The sequence below is a fragment of the Allomesorhizobium aridi genome (assembly GCF_043769475.1).
Lineage (GTDB): Bacteria > Pseudomonadota > Alphaproteobacteria > Rhizobiales > Rhizobiaceae > Allomesorhizobium.
The window spans coordinates 3,293,340-3,312,757 of sequence record NZ_CP171729.1 but is presented as its reverse complement, the minus strand read 5'-3'; the positions used below and the strand labels follow the sequence as shown (position 1 = coordinate 3,312,757).

Genomic DNA, 19,418 nt, shown 5'->3' with positions numbered 1-19,418 from the left:
CGTTGAATGCAGATCGGCGCTTCGCCAGCAGGCTGCTCGGGCCGGACGAAAAATAATTTCGAAGGTCGGGAACCTTATTGGAGGCGGCGCGTTTCGGGCCGCTAACGTTTGTAGTTGAAGCTTCAACGTGGGCACGGACCGGCGGTCGCGACCCCAAGCCCCCCGCCCAGCGATCGTCGGTCCATCCCCCAATTGTCCTGAATCGCTGCCGTCCGCTACCGCGAAGTTGGCGCCCTTGCTGCATAGGCCGCAGAATTCTACGACGCCTACGGTTTCAGGCGCTTCTTCTTCGCCTTCTTCGGCGGAGGCGCACCTGTGGAAGCTTCCGGCCGTGGCTTGCTCTTCGGCTTGAATTTTCCCTTTTTCGCGCTGTTCCATGAGGGCGGCGCGGCTTCGTTGGAAGGCTCGGTTCTGGCCGGGGCCTTGCCATCGATACGCTGGATGGTGACGCCCTTTTCTCCGGTTCCGTTTTCCTTGACCGCCGCCCAGAAAGTTTCCGCCTTGTCGCCGGCGATCTCGAACTGGCTTTCCGTGTCGAGTATCTTTATCGACCCGACGGCGCGTTTGGTGACATGGCCGGCCTTGCAGATCATCGGCAGGAGCCAGCGCGGCTCGGCTCGATGCTTGCGGCCGACGGAAACGCGGAACCAGATGCCGTTGGTGAAATCGCTGCGGTCCCGCGGCGGCGCTTCCGCCCGTGGCTCGCGCTGGCCACGCTCGGCGAAGCTCGAAGGGGCATCAAGAAGCTCTTCCGGGGCAGGGCGCGCCGCCAATTGGAGGCGGAGATAGGCTGCGGCGATGTGCTCGGCGCTGTGAGCGTCCATCAATTCCCTGACGAATGCGATCTCGTCCTCGCCCGGCGTAACCGCCAGGCCCGGATCCTCGAGAATACGCTCCTTGTTGTGCCTTTCGATATCGCTCGCTGTCGGCGCGGGCACAGTCCGTGCCGAAAGCTTGGCCAGCTTCAGCACGCGCGCCGCGGCATTGCGCCGATGATAAGGCACGATCAGCGTGCAAATGCCCTTGCGGCCGGCGCGACCGGTGCGCCCGCTGCGGTGCAGCAGCGTGTCGGGATTGGTCGGCATGTCGGCATGGATGACAAGGTCGAGATTGGGCAGGTCGATGCCGCGGGCGGCGACGTCGGTCGCCACGCAGACGCGGGCGCGTCCGTCGCGCATCGATTGCAGCGCGTTGGTGCGCTCGGCCTGGCTGAGTTCGCCCGACAGCGCGACGACAGGGAAGCCGCGGTTGCCGAGGCGACTGGCCAGGTGCTTCACGGCTTCGCGCGTATGGCAAAAGACGATCGTGTTCTGTGAATCGAAGAACAGCAGCGTGTTGATGATGGCGTTCTCGCGATCCGCGGGCGCTACCAGGATCTGCTGATATTCGATGTCGCTGTGCTGGCTGCTTTCGCCGGTTGCCGTGATGCGCAGCGCGTCGCGCTGGAAGCGCTTTGCCAATTGCGCGATCTGGTTGGGAACGGTGGCTGAAAACATCAGCGTGCGGCGCTCATCGGGCGCAGCGGCGAGAATAAATTCGAGGTCGTCGCGGAAACCCAGGTCGAGCATCTCGTCGGCCTCGTCGAGCACGACGGCGCGGAGTTCCGAAATATCGAGCGAGCCGCGCGTGATGTGGTCGCGCAGGCGACCGGGCGTACCGACCACGATATGCGCGCCGTCGGCGAGCGCCCGGCGTTCGGTGCGCATGTCCATGCCGCCGACGCAGGAGCCGATGCGCGCTCCGGTCTCGCGATAGAGCCATTCGAATTCGCGGCGAACCTGCATGGCGAGTTCGCGCGTCGGCGCGACGACCAGCGCCAGCGGCAGACCGGCGGGGCCGAACCGCGGCGAGCCGGCCAGAAGCGTCGGGGCAATGGCGATGCCGAATGCGACCGTCTTGCCCGAGCCTGTCTGCGCCGACACCAACAGGTCGGCGCTCTGCGCTTCCGCGCCGAGCATCGCGCTCTGCACGGGTGTCAGCTTGTCGTAGCCACGGGCCGCGAGCGCAGCCTTCAGCGGCGGCGCCATGGTATCGAAGTCGGTCATGGAACGAACTTTCATCGTAAGTGTCGCGGCGGCTCATGTTTGAGCGGGCCGCACAATCGCAGACGGTTTCAAGACCTCTCCCTAAAGAGTCGAGGCGAGACCGGCAAGCCGTCAGCGAGGGTGCGGCTTTATAGCGTCCGCCCTGAAATCGTCATTGAACATGCTCGCCGGCGGGAATAAGGTCCTGATATCGGGGGCATGGGTGGACTCCCCGCTGAGGCTTCGGCCCAAGCTCCGCCTTCGCATATTTTGCGCGGAGGAAAACCATGCCTCGAAGAATCTCAGCCCAGGAACTTGTTGCGTTGACCGGCACCGACCGGTTTCCACATGTCGTCGATGTGCGGCGCGAAAGCGTTTTCCGGAGTTCCGGCAGACGGATCGCCGGCGCGGTCTGGCGCGACCATTTGAGAACCGCCGAATGGCTGCCAGATTTCGCCGATGGCCGGCGGATCGTCGTCTACTGCATCCACGGCCACAATGTCAGCGAACTGGCCGCCGCCCGGCTGGCTGCGCATGGCGCCGATGTCGCGATGCTGGAGGGCGGCATGGATGCCTATGAGGAGGCCGGCGGCGTCATGATCACGCGCGACGGACCGGGCGTGGATGTAACGGGCGGCCCGAGCGTCTGGGTAACGCGTGAAAGGCCAAAGATCGACCGGATCGCCTGTCCGTGGCTGATCCGCCGCTTCATCGATCCGTCGGCAATATTCCACTTCGTTGCAGCGGAATGGGTGAAGGATGTCGCCGAAGAGATCGGCGGAGTCCCCTATGACATCAAGGATGTGCATTACTCGCATCGCGGCGGCGAATGCACCTTCGATACGCTGATTTCCGAATTCGGGCTGACCGATCCCTCGTTGCTTCATCTTGCAAGAATTGTGCGTGGGGCCGATACGGCGAGCCTGGAACTGGAGCCGCAAGCGGCCGGGCTTCTGGCGATCTCGCTCGGGCTCTCGGCAGTCGAACCGGACGATCTGGCGCAACTGGAAAAGGGCATGATCATCTACGATGCACTTTATGGCTGGTGCCGCCATGCCACGCAGGAAACGCACAATTGGCCCGTGAAGGCGGCGTAGCATGGACATAGAAGCAAGCCGGCCCGCCGGCCCGTCATTTTCGGAAGCGACGAGAACCTTTGCAAAGATAGGACTTCTGTCTTTCGGCGGGCCGGCCGGTCAGATCGCGCTGATGCATCGTATTCTGGTCGACGAGAAGCGCTGGCTCGATGAGCCACGCTTCCTGCATGCGCTGAACTATTGCATGCTGCTGCCCGGACCCGAGGCCATGCAATTGGCCACCTATGCCGGCTGGCTGCTGCATGGCGTGCGGGGAGGGGCTGGTCGCCGGGCTGCTTTTCGTCCTGCCCGGCGCGATCGTGATAACGCTTCTCTCTGCGATGTACCTGACGGTGGGCGATGTGCCGCTGGTGCAGGGGCTGCTGTTCGGGTTGAAGGCTGCCGTGCTCGCCGTCGTGCTGGAAGCGCTGATCAAGGTTTCGAAACGGGCACTGAAGAGCTGGGCCATGGTCGTCCTGGCGGCCGCGGCGTTCGTCGCGATCGCCTTTCTGAAACTGCCATTTCCGCTGATCATAGCCGCAGCGGCGCTGATCGGCGTTTTCCTCCGCAAAACGGGCGCTACGGCTGAGACTAGCGGAAAACTCGCTGCCACCGAGCCGCTTATTGAAATGCCGGAATGGACGCGGCCGAATTGGCGGCGGTTCCTTGTCACGCTGGCCGTCTGGCTCGCGATCTGGTTCGTCCCGCTATTAGCGCTCCACGCATCGCTCGGCAGGGCCAATGTCTTCTCTGCCGAAGCGTCATTCTTCTCGAAGATGGCCGCCGTCACCTTCGGCGGCGCCTATGCGGTGCTGGCCTATGTGGCGCAGCAGGCGGTCGAGATCTACGGCTGGCTTCGGCCGGACGAAATGCTGACCGGCCTCGGCCTCGCCGAAACCACGCCTGGCCCGCTGATCCTGGTGCTGGTGTTTGTGGGTTTTCTGGGCGGAGCCCGCCTCTCCGGCCTCGATGCTCTGACCGGCGGCGTACTGGGCGCTGCAGTCACGCTGTGGTTCACCTTCGTGCCGTGCTTCCTGTGGATATTTGTCGGCGCGCCCTATGTCGAAACGGTGCGCAACGTGCGCTGGCTCGCCAGCGCGCTGTCGGCCGTCACCGCCGCGGTCGTCGGCATTATCGCCAATCTTGCGGTGTGGTTCGCGCTGCATGTGCTTTTCGGACATGTCGGCGAATGGACGCTTGGGCCATTCGTCCTGCCGGCGCCAGATTTCGCCACGATCGATCTGGCAGCGGCAGCTATAGCCATAGCGGCGGGGATCGCGCTCATCCGCTATCATGCGAACATGATCGCAGTGCTCTTGTCGGCTGCGCTGGCCGGAATGGTTTGGACGTTGGCGTAGTTAGAGCATCGTGCCGAAAGTGGGTGCCGGTTTTCGGCAAAAAACGATGCGAAAACAAAAAGCTAGAGCGAGATGCCCGATTCCGAAATCGGGCGGCTTGCTCTAGTCGAACAGGCTCGAGACCGATTCCTCGGTCGCCGTCCGCGAGATCGCCTCGCCGATGAGGTCGGCGATCGAGACGACGCGGATGTTGTGCGCGGCCTCTATTGCGGAGGTCGGCTGGATCGAATCCGTGATCACAAGCTCCTGCAGCTTCGATGCTGCAATGCGGGCGGCTGCGCCGCCGGATAATACTGCGTGGGTGATATAGGCGGTTACGCTGGTCGCGCCGCTGGCGAGCAGCGCGTCGGCTGCGTTGCAGAGCGTGCCGCCGGAATCGACGATGTCGTCGATCAACAGGCAGTCCTTGCCGCGAACATCACCGATGACGTTCATCACCTCGGACTCGCCGGGCCGCTCGCGGCGCTTGTCGACGATCGCCAGTTGCGCGTCGAGGCGCTTGGCGAGAGCGCGGGCGCGCACGACGCCGCCGACATCCGGCGAGACCACCATGACATTGGCGAGCTGCTTGTATTTCGCCTTGACGTCGCGCGCCATCACCGGGACCGCGAAGAGGTTGTCCGTCGGAATGTCGAAAAAGCCCTGGATCTGACCGGCATGAAGGTCGAGCGTCAGCACGCGGTCAACGCCGGCGCGCGTGATCATGTTTGCGACGAGCTTCGCCGAGATCGGCGTGCGCCCCGATGCCCGGCGATCCTGGCGGGCATAGCCGAAATAGGGGATCACGGCGGTGATGCGCCGCGCCGAGGAACGCATGAAGGCATCGATCATGATGAGAAGTTCCATCAGATGATCGTTGGTCGGAAACGATGTCGACTGGAGAATGAAGACGTCCTCGCCGCGTACGTTTTCCTGGATCTCGACAAAAATCTCCTGGTCGGCGAAGCGCCGGACGGTGGCCTTGCCGATCGGCACGTTGAGATAGCGAGCGACGCCTTCGGCCAGGACCCGGTTGGAATTGCCCGCGAAAAGTTTCATGCACCGTTCCTGGTAGGGAATATGACGCGGCTTTTAGCGGCCTTGGCTGCTATTGCAAGCGCCGGCTGGCTTTTTCGTTCGGCAATCCAAAGAATCGGTTGTCGCAGCACGTCGACATTCATCCGGTGCGCGCGGCCAGCCAGGTGGCGAGCTGGTCGATGGTGGCGTCGGCGATCGTCTGCATGGTCGCCGGCGAAACGGCCGACCAGCCTTCCGAGCCGCCCGACGGCGCCTTGTGCTGGCCGGTTATGCGATGAACCCGGTTTCCCGCCGGGTCGTAGACGTCCCACACATAGATGACGGTGGTTTCCTTGCCCTCGGAAAGCGGGGTAAAATAGCCCTTCAGCACATGCGTCGTCGCGGTGTCGCTGCTGCGGGCAAGCGCGATGCCGCGTTCGCGCGCGCGGCTTGCCAACCGCTCCGACAGCACCGACGCGGCTTCGACCGAAGTGCCGACGATCGGAGCAAACTGGATGCGGGCATTGGTTGCTATCGCCGCGCTCTGCGTCGCGGTAGGCGTGGTTGAGGAGGTCGCCGGCGCCGCCGGTTGCACGGACGCGACATCGCCTTGCCCCTGCGGCTGCGGGGCCATAGCGGACGGCTCCAGCACGTCCTGGGTGCTGTTGCAGGCTGACAATGCGACGGCAGCGAGCAATGACACGGCCAAAAATGGCAAGCGTCTCATTCTCTCAAACCTCTCTGCGCCCCTCGCGCCAACCGGAAACCCCTTTCGCATTCCGGATTCACTTCACGATCAAGTCGAGATCATGGCGCGAAAGCGGCTTGGGCTGCGAATCCGTGGTCAGATAGGTGCGTCCGAGCGTCATCGCGGTCTCGGTCTCGGAATCCATGATGATCATATGTGCAAACAGCGTCATGTTCGGCGCGATCGGCTCCGGGTTGCCCTGGTAGAACATCGGCATGTCCATCCATGACGGCGTGAAGCGGGCGCCCAGCGAATAGCCGCAGGCGTTGAGCCGATGCTTCGTCAGGCCATGCGCCTCCAGCGTGCGGGCATGGGCGTCGAAGACGTCGCCGAACGTGTTGCCGGGCGTCATCGCCTTCTCGACTGCCATGAGCGCGTCGCGTGAGGCGTCGAACAGTTCCTGATGGCGCTTCGACACCTTGCCGGTGAGAACGGTGCGCATCATCGCTGCATGGTAGTGGTGGAACACGCCGGCCCATTCGAGCGTCAGCTGGTCGTTCTTCAGGAGCTTGCGGCGACCGGCCTTATAACGGCAGAGCAGCGCGTCGGCGCCCGAGCCGATGATAAACTCGTTGGCCGGATAATCTCCGCCGCCGGCAAAGATCGCGCCCTGCATGGCCGCCAGTATAGCGCCTTCGTCGGCACCCTGCTTGATCAGCTTGAGCGCCGCGTCGAAGGCATCGTCGGCGAGATTGGCTGCCTTTTCCGCCTTACTGATTTCGGCGGGGCTCTTGAACAGCCGCAGGCGCTGCACGATGCCGGAGGCATCGGCGATCTGGCCGAATGTCTGCAACTGGTCGTCGAGCCGGCGGCCGTTGAAGGCGGTCAGCCCGTGCGTGTCGTATTCCACGCCAATGCGGGCGCCGAGGAGATCGAGTTCGTTCAGCAGATTGCGCAGGTCGAGTGCCGGATTGGCGTCGACGCGGTCGGTCCACACCACGATGTTGTCGATCGTGGAGGTGTGGCGCGCCTGGCGCAGGTCGGCCGACCGCGTCAAAAGCACCATAGAGCCGTCCGCCTTCAGGACGAGGCATTGGAAAAAGCAGAAGCCGAACGTGTCGTAGCCGGTCAGCCAATACATGCTCTCCTGGGCGAACAGCAGGATGGCGTCGAGCTTCTTCTCGGCCATCTCGATCATCAGCCGGTCGCGGCGTGCGTCGAATTCCGATCGTTCAAAATGCAGCGCCATCAAGTCTCCTCCAGAACGACAGCTGAAATCTGCCTGCCATAGTCCGCCTCCTTGCGGTGCGTCGAGCGGCGATATGAATAGAACAGCTCTTCCTCGGCGTATGTGCACCGCCCGAGCCCGTCCGCCGAGACGCCGGCCTTGCGCAGGCGATCGACGGTGTAGCGGTTCAGGTCGAACATCGAGTGTCCGCCGTTGCGGGACGGCGTGAAATAGCTTTCGTTTTCCCTGTCGGCTTCGGTGAACCGCGCGACGAATTCGGCTCCCACTTCATAGTTGTCGGGGCCTATTGCGGGACCCAGCACGGCAACGATGTGTTCGCGAACGGCTCCGAGTTTTTCCATCGCGGCGACAGTGTTTTCGAGAACGCCCGTCAGCGCGCCTTTCCAGCCGGCATGAGCCGCGCCGATCACGCCCCGTTCGGCATCGGCAAACAGAACCGGGCCGCAATCGGCCGATGAAGCACCGAGCGCCAGGCCCGGCCGGTCCGTCACGATCGCGTCTGCCTGCGGCCGCGGGCCGGAAAACGGCTCGGTGGCGACGATCACGTCCGGCGAATGAACCTGATAGGCCGACAGCAGCAGATCGGGGGCGACCCCCATCCACTCGGCCACACGGCGGCGGTTTTCCCGCACCAGCGCAGGATCGTCGTTCGATCCGACACCGATGTTCAGGCCGCGATAGATGCCTTGCGAAACGCCGCCGACACGGGTGAAAAAGCCATGGCGGACGCCCTGCGCTTCGGCTTTCGCGAGCAAAGGTGACCGGAGCGGCTCCAGCTTCGAGTCGGTTCTCATGCTCCGCCTTGTTGTCTCCGAACGCCATTGCGTCAAGGCAAATTCGCCCTTGTCCGCCGGTTCGCGCTCCCGTGGCGGGACAGTGGGGCAGGGGATTTGCCGAGTCAATCGGGCGTCCGGAAGGGCTGAATGGTCGTCCCGCGCGGCGCAATGGCCAGCACCTTGAACAAGACGCCCATCTGATCCGGCCCGGCGAGACGCTCGACCTCGCCTGAAAGACGCTCGCGCGTCGCATGGTCGGCATCTGCGCCGAGACGCCCGGCGCGCTCGAGCAATCCCATAGCGAGCAGGAAGTCGCCCTGCGTCATGATGTGCGCATCGAGACCGTGCCGGTCGGCCGCCCCTGCAAGGGCGGCAAAATCGACATGTGCGGTCAGGTCCGCCTCGCCCGGATTGGCGAGCACGTCCTCGTATCGATGCTTTCTCACAGCCTGCAGCGTGTCCCCGAACGCAGGCGACGTGTAGCCATAGTCGATGAACAGGCCGGCCCCGCCATGATTGCCGATCCGTTCGGCGATCGTCTCCATCAGCGCCGCACGGGCTGGAGCAAGCTCGACGATTGCGCCCTCCAGCGCACTGTCAGCATTCGGCGGCAGCAGGGACGGATCTGGCGCGCCGGCGCTCGCGACAAAGTTCAGGCCACCGGCTTCATCGAGGCCAACGGCTCGCTCGCGCCATTTGCCGCCGGCGCGAACATATTGGCGGATCGGAACGGCGTCGAAGAGTTCGTTTCCCACGATGAGCAGCGGCTGCGGAGGGAGCCCGTCGACGGAGTCATACCAACTCACGCGGGCGCTGATTGCGTCCAGCGTATCTCTCTGGATATCGGCCAGCCTCGGGCTCGTCTCGATCATCGCAATGCCGGCATCGGCGGTGAAGCGCGGATCGAGCCTGGAAAGTGCGCGCAGCGTATCCTTCATCAGCGTACCGCGGCCGGGGCCGATTTCCGCCATGGTAACTGGCGACGGGCATCCGATCGCGTCCCAGGCGGCCCGCAGCCATACGGCGACCAATTCGCCGAACATCTGGCTGATTTCGGGCGCGGTGATGAAATCGCCTGCCGCGCCGAACGGCTCGCGATTCGTATAGTAGCCACCGTCGGGATCGAACAGGCAAAGAGCCATATAGTCGGCGACGCTGATCGGCCCATTGACTTCGATCAGGGCAGCGATGCGATCCTTCAACCGTGTCATGCCGGGCTCGTCGCGGCGCTCCTTTTCGCCCGCGCCATCATCCAGATCCCGGCGACGACCATCGGAGCCGACAGCACCATGCCCATAGTCAGCCAGTCGCCAAGCAAATAACCGATGTGCTGGTCCGGCTCGCGGAAGAATTCGACGACGATGCGCGACGCGCCGTAACCGGCGACGAACGCGCCGGCCACGAAACCCGGCGACTTCAGCTTGAGCAGCGGGTGGGTGAGAAGCCGCAGGACGAGGAACAGCACGAGGCCTTCGAGCGCCGCCTCGTAAAGCTGGCTTGGATGACGCGCGAATGGTCCGCCATTCGGGAAGACAAAGGCCCAAGGAACGTCGGTCGGCCTGCCCCAAAGCTCGGAGTTGATGAAATTGGTGCTGCGGACGAGCCCCAGCGCGACCGGTGCGCCAGCCGCGACGACATCGAAGAAGCTCCAGACGTTGATGCCCCGCGAACGGGCAAACAGGATCATGGCGAGCGTGGTTCCGGCAAAGCCGCCATGGAAAGACATGCCGCCCTGCCAGACGGCAAAGATATCAAGCGGGTTAGCAAGGTAACGAGCGAAATCGTAGAACAAAATATAGCCGATGCGCCCGCCGGCGACGACACCGATAGCGGCCCAGACCAGAAAATCGTCGAGGTCTTCCGGCTTCATCGGCAACGCGCCACCGGCCCAAAGCCGGGAATCGGTCACCAACCGCTTGGCATACCAGTAGGCGAACAGAATGCCGACGATGTAGGCAAGGCCGTACCAGTGAATGGCCAGCGGTCCGATCTGGACGATGACCGGATCGATGTTTGGAAACGGCAGCGCCATGAGCGGCAGGAGCAGATAGTCGGTCAAACGCAACTCCGGACTTGGGGGCGATGTTCGCGGACCATGCGGGAGCGCTTTGGCAGGGTCAAGGCGGAGGTGGTATGCGTCCCACCTCATAAGCTTGCATTCATCGCGACGCGGCATTACTTCGAATGAAACGTCAAGAGGTTTTTGCGCCATGTCGACGACCGGACCGAACCGCATACTCGATGAACTTGCAAAACTGGTGACGGATGCCGCAGGCGCGGCCCAGGGCGTGCGCCGCGAAGTCGAGACCGCCTTCAAAGGCCAGGCGGAAAAAATACTGAACTCAATGGATGTCGTGCAGCGCGAAGAGTTCGAGGCGATGCGCGAAATGGCCATCAAGGCCCGCGCCGAGGCCAAGCGGCTGGCAACGCGCATCGATGCGCTAGAGGCTCGCATTGCGGAGCTTTCCGGTGCGAAAGCCGCCGAAGCGGCTTCGCCGGCTGCGTCCAAAGCCAAGCCGAAAAAATAATTCATTAACTTTTCCACAAAGCCGAATCCGGAAAAGTGCTTTGCGCTGAATCGCTTATCCGGCTTGCATGAATCTTTGTGACAGCCGCTTTCCACACCCTCATGCCGCACTGCGCAAAAAGGGGCTGGTCACGCGACTCCGCATCAATACACTGAATTTGTTGCATGATTCGGAGCCGGATCATGCGCCGGGCGGCGGGGGTCCGGCTTGGGGCCTGTTGCGCCACACTGTCCTGCCTGCCTGAGTTCGCGAATTTTGTTCGTCGTGTGTGCCTTTCCCGCGGAGCGCGCGGTGGCGCTCCCGTAACGACAGGAAGCATTTCATGGAACTTCTCGAACTCGAGTTTGCCCGCGAAATCCACCCGGTGGATGTGATCGAGCATGTCGCGAACCACAATGACTGGGCTTTCGAGCGCACGGGGGACGACGAAATATCGATATCGGTCGCGGGAAGCTGGACCGACTATCATATCTCCTTTTCCTGGATGGAGGATTTCGAGGCGCTGCATCTGGCCTGCGCCTTCGACATTAAGGTGCCGGAAAACCGGACGCTGGAGATCATGCGGCTCCTGTCGCTCATCAACGAGCAGATGCTGTTCGGCCATTTCGACCTCTGGGAGCAGGAGGGCGCGATCATGTTCCGGCAGTCGCTGCTGCTAGCCGGCGGCGTCGAACCGTCCAGCCAGCAGGTGGAGGTTCTTCTGTCCTCCGCACTCGAGGCCTGCGAATGCTATTTCCAGGCCTTCCAGTTCGTCGTCTGGTCGGGCACGTCGGCAAAGGAAGCGCTTGCGGGCGTCTTGTTCGAGACATTCGGCACGGCGTGAGCATGACTGCAGCAGGCGGGCGCAAGCCCGAGATCAGCTTTGCCGATTTCGATCGTGTCGACATTCGCGCCGGCACGATCGTGGAAGCCGAGCCCTATCCGGAAGCGCGCAAGCCGGCGATCAAGCTGAAGATCGATTTCGGTCCGGAGATCGGCGTGAAGAAATCCTCGGCGCAGATCACCAAATACTACAGCCCGGAGATGCTGGTGGGACGGCAGGTCTTTGCCGTCGTCAATTTCCCGCCACGCCAGATCGGCAAGTACCTGTCGGAAGTCCTGACGCTCGGCTTTCCAGACGAGGACGGCGATGTGGTGCTCGGCGCCATCGAGCGCAAGGTGCCGGACGGCGGCAGGCTTTTCTGAATCGCAGCGGCACTGCCGGAACTTAGGCGCGGCTGATCGCTTATCATCCGTCGTTCATTCCGGCGGAGTTGCTTGTGCTGGATCTTTCTCGAGAGAGCACCCCGAAGAAGATAATGCCCGAGCCGGCGGCTTCCGCGAAGTTCGCTTCGCTCGTCCACGTCAGCGACGAAGAGCCGGGCATCAGGCGCCGCCGGTCGGGCAAGGGGTTTTTCTACACGACGCCTGAAGGCGAGCGGCTTTCGGATCCTAAGGCGCTTGCCCGGATCAAGAGCCTGGCGATCCCGCCCGCATGGACCGACGTCTGGATATCGCCGGTCGAGGACGGACACATCCAGGCGACGGGTCGGGATCAGCGCGGCCGCAAGCAATACCGTTACCACCCGCGCTGGGCTGCCTGCCGCGACGAAGTCAAATATTCGAGCCTTGTGAACTTTGCTCAGGCATTGCCCCGGCTGCGCGCCCACGTCGATGCCGATCTGAAGAAGCCAGGCCTGCCGCCGGAGCGGGTGATCGCCTCCGTCGTCTGGCTGCTCGACAACACCATGATCCGCGTCGGCAACAGCGCCTATGCACGTGACAACAACAGCTTCGGGCTGACAACGCTGCGCGACCGCCATGTCGACATCAATGGTTCCGAAATCCGGTTTGCCTTCAAGGGGAAGTCGGGCAAGGAATGGAATCTCAGGCTCGTCGACCGGCGCATCGCAAAGATCGTGCGCGGCGCACAGGACCTGCCGGGCCAGCAGCTCTTTCAATACAAAACCGCCGACGGCGGGCGCAGCTTGGTGCGCTCGCAGGACGTGAACGACTACATTCGCGAAGCAAGCGGCGCGGAGTTCAGCTCGAAACATTTCCGCACCTGGGGCGGCACCATCTGCGCGGCCTCGCTCTTTGCCGCCACGCCGGTTCCCGACACCAAGTCGGCGGCCGCGCGGGTTACCAACGAAATCGTCGACCGCGTGGCCGCGCGGCTCGGCAATACGCGAACGGTCTGCCGCAAGTGCTATATCCACCCGCTGGTGCTTGAGCGTTGGGCGGAGGGGCGGCTAGCGGAAGAAATGGCCGACGCCAAGCGTTCGTTCCGCAAGCCGGTCGACGGGCTGGACGAAGAAGAAACCCTGGTTCTGAAGTGGCTATCCAATGCCGGGAACGGCGTTGGATGATGATGTCAGGGGGCCGCAAATCGTTACCAGGTCATCCCGCCTCGTCATGCGCCGCGCGCACATGATGCAGAAACAGCGCCGCGCATGATGACCAGCTATAGGCCATCGCCTTCGCGCGGGCATCGCCGCGCGGGATGGCGAGAGCCGCCCGGATTGCCTGGCCGAGATCGTCGGAAAGCGCTCCGCCAAGGCCGTCGCCGAGCACATCGAGAGGACCGGTCACCGGATAAGCGGCCACAGGCAGGCCGCTCGCCAAGGCCTCCAGAATGACGATGCCGAACGTATCGGTCCGGCTTGGAAAAACGAAGAGATCGGCCGATGCATAGATGTCGGCAAGCTCCTCGCCGGTCCGGGAGCCGAGAAAGACCGCGTCCGGATATCGCGCTTTCAGCGCCGCAAGCGCCGGCCCGTCGCCGACCACCACCTTGCTGCCCGGCAGATCAAGATCGAGAAAGGCCTGCAGGTTCTTTTCGACAGCCACCCTTCCGACAGAGAGCAGGATCGGTCGAGGCAGATCCAGCGCCGGCTTGCGGTCGGGGCGGTAGGTCTCGGTGTCGACGCCGCGCGTCCAGAGCCGCACATTGGTGAAACCGCGCTGAGTCAGTTCGGCGCCAAGCGAAGGCGTCGCGACCAGCGTTCCGGCGCCTGCATTGTGGAAGCGCCGCAGCCAGCGATAGGTCCAGCTTTCGGGAACCGGAAAACGTGCGCGGAGGTATTCGGGAAACCGCGTGTGGTAGCTTGTGGTGAAGCTCAGGCCTCTTGCGATGCAAAAGCGTCGCGCCAGGAGCCCGAGCGGCCCTTCCGTGGCTATATGGATATGGTCCGGCCTAGCCGCCTCGATGCGCCGCGCGATCCGGCGCGGTGGGGCCAAGGCCAGCCGGATGTCGGAGTAGGAGGGGAGCGGGATGGTCGGGAAGCCCGACGGCGTAAGCAATTCCACGCGGTGACCTGCAAGGGTCAATTCCTGTGCAAGCTTATCCAGTGTGCGCACTACACCGTTGATCTGCGGATGCCAGGCGTCCGTTACCAGTAGGACGCGCAATTTGGACGGCAGGATGCTCTCGTTGCGCTCCGGCCGACATCCACCATCTGATACCGAATCGCCGACCGCCTCGCTTCCCATGGCGGCGTTTCAGCACCATTTCGTGACAGTGGCATGAATCCTGGGTGTAGGACGCTCTGAGGTCTAAGCGGGAACCCGCACGACGGCCCTCAGCCCGCCCATAGGGCTGTCTTCCAGAGTGATGTCGCCGCCGTGGCTTCGAGCTATGTCACGGGCGATGGAGAGGCCAAGGCCGGTGCCGCTGGCGTCGAGGTTGCGCGCAGTGTCCAGGCGCATGAATGGCTTGAACACGTCTTCGCGGCTCTCGGCGGGGATGCCTGGGCCGTCGTCGTCGATGATCATCGTCAGCCTTCCGCGCGCGTGGGTAGCGCTGACACGGATGTTCCGGGCATAGCGAAAGGCGTTGCCAATGATATTGGCCAGCAGGCGGCTGAAGGCGCTCGGACGCACATGGATGTCCGGGTCGCCGGACAGCGAGGTCGAAAGCGTGCGCTTGCGCAGCTTGGCCTCCTCGGCCAGCTTTTCGAAATAGACGGCCAGGTCGAAGCGCCCGGGATCTTCCAGCGCCTCGCCTCGCGCGAAGGACAGGTAGCCTTCGAGCATCGCCTGCATGTCGTTGACGTCCTGGTTCAGCGCCTCGGTATCCGCTTTCGCGCCGCCCACGGCCAGCTGCAGCTTGAACCGCGTGAGGATGGTGCGCAGGTCGTGGCTCACCCCCGTCAGCATGGCCGTGCGTTGCTCGAGCTGGCGCTCGATGCGTTCGCGCATCTGAATAAAGGCGAACCCCGCCCGGCGCACCTCTTCGGCGCCGCGCGGACGGAAGTCGCGCGGCATCGGCCGGCCCTTGCCGAAGCTCTCGGCTGCTTCGGCAAGCTGCAGGATCGGCTTGATCTGGTTGCGCAGGAACGGAATGGCGATCATCAGCAGCACTAGCGACGTACCGACCATCCAGACGATGAAGATGTGGGTGTTGGAGGCATAGGCCTGGCTGCGGCGCACGAAGACCCGCAGCACCTTGTCCTCGAGCTGGATCCGGACCTCGACCACATTCGAGGCGCCCACCGTGTCGATCCAGAATGGACGATTGATCTGGTCGGTGATTTCCGCAGAGAGAATCTGGTCGAGGATGGAAAAGAACGGCTTCGGCCCAGGCGGCGGAAGCGGATCGGGCGGAAGTATGTCGATCTTCAGCCGTAGCCGCTCCTGGGCGATGCGGATCACATCGGCATAGTTGTCGCCCTCCGGAAAAGTTTCGATCATGTCGATGATCGCGGCTATGTCGCGGGTGACAGCCGTGGAAAGCCGCTGCGTCACCGTCTGCCAATGGCGCTCCATGAACACAAGCGTCACCACGGACTGCAAGAGGATCATCGGCGTGATGATGATGATTAGCGATCGGGCATAGAGCCGCTTGGGCAGATAGAGCGAGACCAGCCGCCAGAATCTTTTCCAGCTTTTCGGGACGGAACCGATGGCGCGCAGCATCCTGGCTGTGAAACTGTTGTTCTCCGTACGATCCACTTCTGAAGCCGCCATCCATCATGCCCGGTTGTTGCCGGCGCCCGCCGTCAGGCGGGCGTCTGCCGGCAGTCTATTCCACGCAGGGTGGTTCCGAAAGCGAAAGGACCGTCGCTTGCGCCGTGCCAGTGCCAGCCGTCAGGAGCCGCCAACCGCAGGCACTGGTTGCGCGGCTGTGGTTACTCGATGCTCAGCCGGTAGCCGATGCCGCGCACCGTCTGGAGCCAGACGGGATTGGCCGGGTCGCGTTCTATCTTGCGTCTGAGCCTGTTGATCTGCACGTCGATCGTGCGTTCGCCGACGTCGGCCTCGCCGGCGACCAGTTCGTGGCGCGGTATGGTTTCGCCCGCGCGCGCAGCAAAGATTGCCAGGATTTCCTGCTCCCGGTCGGTGAGCTTCAGCGGTTCGCCGCCTTTCTTCAGTTCGCGCCGGGCGATCTGGAAAGTGTAAGGCCCGAAAACCAGTTGCTCGACTTTCGGCGTCGCCGCAGGCCCGCCCCGGCGCAATATATTGTTGATGCGCAGGATGAGTTCGCGCGGATCGAACGGTTTCGGCAGATAATCGTCAGCCCCGGCTTCGAGACCGGTGATCCGGCTGTCGGTTTCCGACAAGGCGGTCAGCATCAGGATCGGAACCGATTTTTCGGCCCGCAGCGATTTCGTCAGTTCGACGCCGTTTTCGCCCGGCATCATCACATCGATGATCAGCAGGTCGAAATCGAGACCTGCAAGCTGACGCCTGGCGTCGCCGGCATTGCCTGCAACCGTGATGCGAAAGCCGTTCTCGGTCAGGTACTGCTTCAGGAGGTTGCGGATTCGCGTGTCGTCGTCGACGACGAGCAGATGCGGCGCATCATCGTCCGGCACTGCCGGGTTGTTGGCCATTTCAGTGCTTTCCATGGTCTTCCCCTGGCATGTTTCCCGGCAAATTGTCGATCTGGGCTCGCAACTCCGGGTTCACCATCGCCTTGAGGAATCTCTCGATTCCTTCGCGCTCAGTGGTCGTTGAGCTTTCCAATGCCGCACGGATGCGGCGTGACTGTGGCCGCGCCAGCGCCAGCGCCAGCGTCCGTCCCCTGGCGGTCGGGTAAAGTTCGCGCTGACGCCGATCGCGCGGGCCCTGAACCTGCGTGACGTGACCGCTGTCTATGAGTTGCTTGAGTACGCGGGCCAGGCTCTGCTTCGTGATCTTCAGGACGTCGAGGAGTTCGGCGACCGTCAGGCCCGGCTTGCGGTTGACGAAATAAAGTACGCGGTGGTGAGCCCGCCCGAAGCCGTATTTGGCGAGGATCAGATCGGGGTCGGAGGTGAAATCGCGGTACGCGAAGAAAAACAGCTCGATGATCGCGAGGTCGATGCCGTCCTCTCCGGATAGGGCGGTCCTGATTGGTTTGGCGCTTGCGCCGCTGCTGTCTGTCATGCGGTTCCGAAGGCTTTCCGAAATTTATGTCAGCTATGTTGACATATTTTTGCACCGATGGTAATTTTTGCCAAGCTTTTCGATGGATTGCGAACGAAAAGGCAAGCAGAAGTCGCTTTTACCGGAACTTCCTGAGTTTGCCTTGGCTTTTATATACGCCTACTCTGTGGGTCACGCGCCGGCTGCGGCGAGCCGGCAAAATCGACGATAAACGATATGCGGGCGACGACCCGCGGGAGGTTACGATGGCAGCGGTTCCTTTCGATCAGCTCGAAGGCTTCATCTGGATGAATGGCGAATTCGTTAAATGGACGGACGCCAAGATCCATGTTCTGACTCACGGCCTTCATTACGCCAGCGCGGTGTTCGAAGGCGAGCGCGCTTATGGCGGCGAGATCTTCAAGCTGACCGAGCACACCGAGCGGCTTCACGAATCGGCGCGCCTGCTTGGGTTCAAGATTCCCTATTCCGTGAGCGAACTGGACGACGCCTGCCGCACACTGCTCAAGAAGCAGGGCTTACAGGACGCCTATGTTCGCCCCATCGCCTGGCGCGGCAGCGAGCAGATGGGCGTTTCGGCCCAGAACAACCGCATCAACTGCGCCATCGCCATCTGGCAGTGGCCGAGCTATTTCGACCCGGCGCAGAAGCTCAAGGGCATCCGCCTCGACGTCGCCGAGTGGCGCAGGCCCGATCCGCGCACCGCACCTTCGAAGTCCAAGGCTGCCGGCCTCTATATGATATGCACCCTGTCCAAGCACGCGGCGGAAGCCAAGGGTTATGCCGATGCGATGATGCTCGACTGGCGCGGCCAGGTCGCCGAGGCCACCGGCGCCAACATCTTCTTCGTCAAGGACGGCAAGATCCATACGCCAGCGGCCGACTGTTTCCTCGACGGCATTACGCGGCGCACGGTGATCGGCCTCGCCAAGGATCGCAGGCTTGAAGTGATTGAACGCGCCATCATGCCCGACGAACTGGAAGGCTTCGAGCAGTGCTTCCTTACCGGGACGGCTGCCGAGGTCACGCCCGTTTCGGAGATCGGACCGCACCGATTCGAGGTCGGCGAGATCGCCAGGACGTTGATGAACGACTATTCCGCAGCCGTTCAGCCCAAGCACGCCATCGCTGCGGAATAGGTTTCGCGGCAACGATCAAACAAGGGCGGCTTTCGGGCCGCCTTTTTTTATTTCAGCGGCAGCTCATTTGACTTTCGTCTAATTCGGCGTCTGATGAGGCGCGCCGACTCGAGGGGTCGGCCTATCATGGAGGGAACTACATGGAAGCGCTTCTTCCGATCATCATACAGGCAGTGACCGGCGCCATCGGCGGACTTGGCGCGGGGGCCGCGCTGAAACAAGCGGCGATGAGCACGGTGACGAAAGTGATTTCGGGTGTGGTAGGCGGTATTGGCGGTGGACAGATACTTGCGAGCATCCTCAGCGATCCGAACGTTGCCGGCGCACTCACCGGCCCGCTCGGCGATGCTGTTGGCGGCGTTGTCGGTGGCGGCGTGCTGACGGCGATCGTCGGCGCTGTGATGGCCACGATGAACAAGCGCTGAGCGGCAACGCATACATTCAAGCGGGCGGCCTCCGGGCCGCCTTTTCATTTCACGGAGACGATTTGCAGCATCGTCCGCGTAGGACGCGGCTGCCGGTTTTGCCTAAATGGAGGCTGAAAACGCGAAAGGACGGGTATGGGTCAGTTGAATGCCGGGATCGTCCCGGTCACGCCGTTCGAGCAGAATTGCACGATCCTGTTCGACACCGACAGCAAGAGGGGAGTGGTCGTCGATCCCGGCGGCGATGTCGAGCGCATCCTGGCGGCGCTCGCCGACAACAACATCACCGCCACCGCAATCTGGCTGACCCACGGCCACATCGACCATGCCGGCGGCGCAATGGACCTGAAAGAGGCGCTGGGCGTCGACATTATCGGTCCGCACGAGGCCGACAAGCCGCTGCTCGACAATCTCGAGAACCAGGCGAAGCGGTTCGGCCTGACCGGTGCGGTCCGCAACTGCGTTCCCGACCGCTTCCTGAGCGAGGGCGAACAGGTCGGTTTCGGCGAGCATGTCTTCGAGGTGCTGCACTGCCCGGGCCACGCGCCGGGCCATGTCGTCTATTACAACCGCGCCGCCAAGTTCGCCCATGTCGGGGACGTGCTGTTTCGCGGTTCGATCGGCCGCACCGACCTGCCGGGCGGCGACCATGCCAGCCTGATCGCTTCGATCAAGGAAAAGCTGCTGCCGCTGGGCGACGACATCGGCTTCATCTGCGGACACGGGCCCGGCGGCCGGTTCGGCGAGGAAAGACGCAGCAACCCCTTCCTGACATGACAAGGGCCGGACCGCGCAAGACGGTCCGGCCCTT

At 63.0% G+C, this 19,418-nt stretch carries 19 protein-coding genes and 1 pseudogene; 9 read left to right on the top strand and 11 right to left on the bottom strand.

Annotated elements, in window-relative coordinates:
* Positions 1 to 266 precede the first annotated feature (266 nt).
* Entirely contained in the window at positions 267 to 2,045 is a 1,779-nt protein-coding gene (locus ACG873_RS18275; RefSeq protein ID WP_394886483.1) for a DEAD/DEAH box helicase, read from the bottom strand.
* Between the two features lie 266 nt (positions 2,046 to 2,311).
* Between ACG873_RS18275 and ACG873_RS18270 the strand changes: the two genes are divergently transcribed.
* A complete protein-coding gene (locus tag ACG873_RS18270; protein WP_394886481.1) occupies positions 2,312 to 3,121 on the top strand; it encodes a chromate resistance protein ChrB domain-containing protein in 810 nt (269 codons plus the stop codon).
* Position 3,122: 1 nt separating this feature from the next.
* A pseudogene (gene chrA / locus ACG873_RS18265) lies at positions 3,123 to 4,458 on the top strand (chromate efflux transporter).
* Positions 4,459 to 4,560: 102 nt separating this feature from the next.
* On the opposite strand, the gene ACG873_RS18260 reads toward chrA, so the two are convergent.
* The 6 genes from ACG873_RS18260 to lgt all read right to left on the bottom strand — a co-directional run bounded on the left by ACG873_RS18260 (position 4,561) and on the right by lgt (position 10,226).
* Positions 4,561 to 5,496 carry a ribose-phosphate pyrophosphokinase gene (locus tag ACG873_RS18260; protein WP_394886479.1) on the bottom strand — a complete coding sequence of 312 codons (936 nt, stop codon included), beginning with the start codon at positions 5,494 to 5,496 and terminating at the stop codon, positions 4,561 to 4,563.
* Between the two features lie 118 nt (positions 5,497 to 5,614).
* Positions 5,615 to 6,181: a hypothetical protein gene (locus ACG873_RS18255; protein ID WP_394886477.1), complete on the bottom strand. Its 567-nt coding sequence runs from the start codon at positions 6,179 to 6,181 to the stop codon at positions 5,615 to 5,617.
* Between the two features lie 58 nt (positions 6,182 to 6,239).
* Positions 6,240 to 7,391: a M24 family metallopeptidase gene (locus ACG873_RS18250; RefSeq protein WP_394886476.1), complete on the bottom strand. Its 1,152-nt coding sequence runs from the start codon at positions 7,389 to 7,391 to the stop codon at positions 6,240 to 6,242.
* Complete coding sequence (gene pgeF, locus ACG873_RS18245) at positions 7,391 to 8,293, bottom strand: peptidoglycan editing factor PgeF (RefSeq protein WP_394886475.1); 903 nt, start codon at positions 8,291 to 8,293, stop codon at positions 7,391 to 7,393. Before pgeF ends, ACG873_RS18250 begins: the two co-directional genes overlap by 1 nt.
* Positions 8,290 to 9,378 carry a class I SAM-dependent methyltransferase gene (locus tag ACG873_RS18240; protein WP_394886473.1) on the bottom strand — a complete coding sequence of 363 codons (1,089 nt, stop codon included), beginning with the start codon at positions 9,376 to 9,378 and terminating at the stop codon, positions 8,290 to 8,292. The genes pgeF and ACG873_RS18240 overlap by 4 nt, the downstream gene beginning before the upstream one ends.
* Positions 9,375 to 10,226: a prolipoprotein diacylglyceryl transferase gene (gene lgt, locus ACG873_RS18235; protein ID WP_394886471.1), complete on the bottom strand. Its 852-nt coding sequence runs from the start codon at positions 10,224 to 10,226 to the stop codon at positions 9,375 to 9,377. Before lgt ends, ACG873_RS18240 begins: the two co-directional genes overlap by 4 nt.
* A gap of 151 nt (positions 10,227 to 10,377) precedes the next feature.
* Between lgt and ACG873_RS18230 the strand changes: the two genes are divergently transcribed.
* From ACG873_RS18230 to ACG873_RS18215, 4 genes are all read left to right on the top strand, one after another.
* Positions 10,378 to 10,695 carry an accessory factor UbiK family protein gene (locus ACG873_RS18230; protein ID WP_394886470.1) on the top strand — a complete coding sequence of 106 codons (318 nt, stop codon included), beginning with the start codon at positions 10,378 to 10,380 and terminating at the stop codon, positions 10,693 to 10,695.
* Positions 10,696 to 11,017: 322 nt separating this feature from the next.
* Complete coding sequence (locus tag ACG873_RS18225) at positions 11,018 to 11,518, top strand: YbjN domain-containing protein (protein ID WP_394886468.1); 501 nt, start codon at positions 11,018 to 11,020, stop codon at positions 11,516 to 11,518.
* Between the two features lie 2 nt (positions 11,519 to 11,520).
* A complete protein-coding gene (locus ACG873_RS18220; protein ID WP_394886466.1) occupies positions 11,521 to 11,880 on the top strand; it encodes a tRNA-binding protein in 360 nt (119 codons plus the stop codon).
* Between the two features lie 113 nt (positions 11,881 to 11,993).
* The gene (locus tag ACG873_RS18215; RefSeq protein ID WP_394886464.1) at positions 11,994 to 13,043 is read left to right on the top strand and encodes a DNA topoisomerase IB; all 1,050 of its coding nucleotides are present in this window, start codon (positions 11,994 to 11,996) and stop codon (positions 13,041 to 13,043) included.
* A gap of 31 nt (positions 13,044 to 13,074) precedes the next feature.
* Here ACG873_RS18215 and ACG873_RS18210 read toward each other — a convergent pair whose 3' ends face one another.
* The 4 genes from ACG873_RS18210 to ACG873_RS18195 form a co-directional block, all read right to left on the bottom strand.
* Positions 13,075 to 14,085 carry a glycosyltransferase family 4 protein gene (locus ACG873_RS18210; protein ID WP_394893585.1) on the bottom strand — a complete coding sequence of 337 codons (1,011 nt, stop codon included), beginning with the start codon at positions 14,083 to 14,085 and terminating at the stop codon, positions 13,075 to 13,077.
* A 144-nt stretch (positions 14,086 to 14,229) separates the two neighbouring features.
* Positions 14,230 to 15,591: an ATP-binding protein gene (locus ACG873_RS18205; RefSeq protein ID WP_394893584.1), complete on the bottom strand. Its 1,362-nt coding sequence runs from the start codon at positions 15,589 to 15,591 to the stop codon at positions 14,230 to 14,232.
* Positions 15,592 to 15,803: 212 nt separating this feature from the next.
* Positions 15,804 to 16,523, bottom strand: a complete 720-nt coding sequence (locus ACG873_RS18200) for a response regulator (RefSeq protein WP_394886463.1) — start codon at positions 16,521 to 16,523, stop codon at positions 15,804 to 15,806.
* On the bottom strand, positions 16,510 to 17,043 hold the full coding sequence (locus ACG873_RS18195) for a MarR family winged helix-turn-helix transcriptional regulator (RefSeq protein ID WP_394886461.1): 534 nt from the start codon (positions 17,041 to 17,043) through the stop codon (positions 16,510 to 16,512). The genes ACG873_RS18200 and ACG873_RS18195 overlap by 14 nt, the downstream gene beginning before the upstream one ends.
* A 245-nt stretch (positions 17,044 to 17,288) precedes the next feature.
* Here ACG873_RS18195 and ACG873_RS18190 point away from each other — a divergent pair, with 245 nt between their 5' ends.
* From ACG873_RS18190 to ACG873_RS18180, 3 genes are all read left to right on the top strand, one after another.
* Positions 17,289 to 18,182 carry a branched-chain amino acid aminotransferase gene (locus tag ACG873_RS18190; protein WP_394886459.1) on the top strand — a complete coding sequence of 298 codons (894 nt, stop codon included), beginning with the start codon at positions 17,289 to 17,291 and terminating at the stop codon, positions 18,180 to 18,182.
* A 140-nt stretch (positions 18,183 to 18,322) separates the two neighbouring features.
* The gene (locus tag ACG873_RS18185; protein WP_394886458.1) at positions 18,323 to 18,607 is read left to right on the top strand and encodes a hypothetical protein; all 285 of its coding nucleotides are present in this window, start codon (positions 18,323 to 18,325) and stop codon (positions 18,605 to 18,607) included.
* A gap of 135 nt (positions 18,608 to 18,742) precedes the next feature.
* Entirely contained in the window at positions 18,743 to 19,384 is a 642-nt protein-coding gene (locus ACG873_RS18180; protein WP_394886457.1) for an MBL fold metallo-hydrolase, read from the top strand.
* The last annotated feature ends 34 nt before the right edge of the window (positions 19,385 to 19,418 follow it).

Bases quoted from the DNA above. Each gene is read 5' to 3' on its own strand.
- ACG873_RS18270 (WP_394886481.1), top strand. From the start codon at position 2,312: ATGCCTCGAAGAATCTCAGCCCAGGAACTTGTTGCGTTGACCGGCACC.
- ACG873_RS18220 (WP_394886466.1), top strand. From the start codon at position 11,521: ATGACTGCAGCAGGCGGGCGCAAGCCCGAGATCAGCTTTGCCGATTTC.
- ACG873_RS18180 (WP_394886457.1), top strand. From the start codon at position 18,743: ATGGGTCAGTTGAATGCCGGGATCGTCCCGGTCACGCCGTTCGAGCAG.
- ACG873_RS18200 (WP_394886463.1), bottom strand. From the start codon at position 16,523: ATGGAAAGCACTGAAATGGCCAACAACCCGGCAGTGCCGGACGATGAT.
- ACG873_RS18250 (WP_394886476.1), bottom strand. From the start codon at position 7,391: ATGGCGCTGCATTTTGAACGATCGGAATTCGACGCACGCCGCGACCGG.
- ACG873_RS18255 (WP_394886477.1), bottom strand. From the start codon at position 6,181: ATGAGACGCTTGCCATTTTTGGCCGTGTCATTGCTCGCTGCCGTCGCA.
- ACG873_RS18185 (WP_394886458.1), top strand. From the start codon at position 18,323: ATGGAAGCGCTTCTTCCGATCATCATACAGGCAGTGACCGGCGCCATC.
- ACG873_RS18225 (WP_394886468.1), top strand. From the start codon at position 11,018: ATGGAACTTCTCGAACTCGAGTTTGCCCGCGAAATCCACCCGGTGGAT.
- ACG873_RS18195 (WP_394886461.1), bottom strand. From the start codon at position 17,043: ATGACAGACAGCAGCGGCGCAAGCGCCAAACCAATCAGGACCGCCCTA.
- ACG873_RS18230 (WP_394886470.1), top strand. From the start codon at position 10,378: ATGTCGACGACCGGACCGAACCGCATACTCGATGAACTTGCAAAACTG.
- ACG873_RS18275 (WP_394886483.1), bottom strand. From the start codon at position 2,045: ATGACCGACTTCGATACCATGGCGCCGCCGCTGAAGGCTGCGCTCGCG.
- ACG873_RS18205 (WP_394893584.1), bottom strand. From the start codon at position 15,591: ATGCTGCGCGCCATCGGTTCCGTCCCGAAAAGCTGGAAAAGATTCTGG.
- ACG873_RS18240 (WP_394886473.1), bottom strand. From the start codon at position 9,378: ATGACACGGTTGAAGGATCGCATCGCTGCCCTGATCGAAGTCAATGGG.
- ACG873_RS18190 (WP_394886459.1), top strand. From the start codon at position 17,289: ATGGCAGCGGTTCCTTTCGATCAGCTCGAAGGCTTCATCTGGATGAAT.
- ACG873_RS18215 (WP_394886464.1), top strand. From the start codon at position 11,994: ATGCCCGAGCCGGCGGCTTCCGCGAAGTTCGCTTCGCTCGTCCACGTC.
- ACG873_RS18260 (WP_394886479.1), bottom strand. From the start codon at position 5,496: ATGAAACTTTTCGCGGGCAATTCCAACCGGGTCCTGGCCGAAGGCGTC.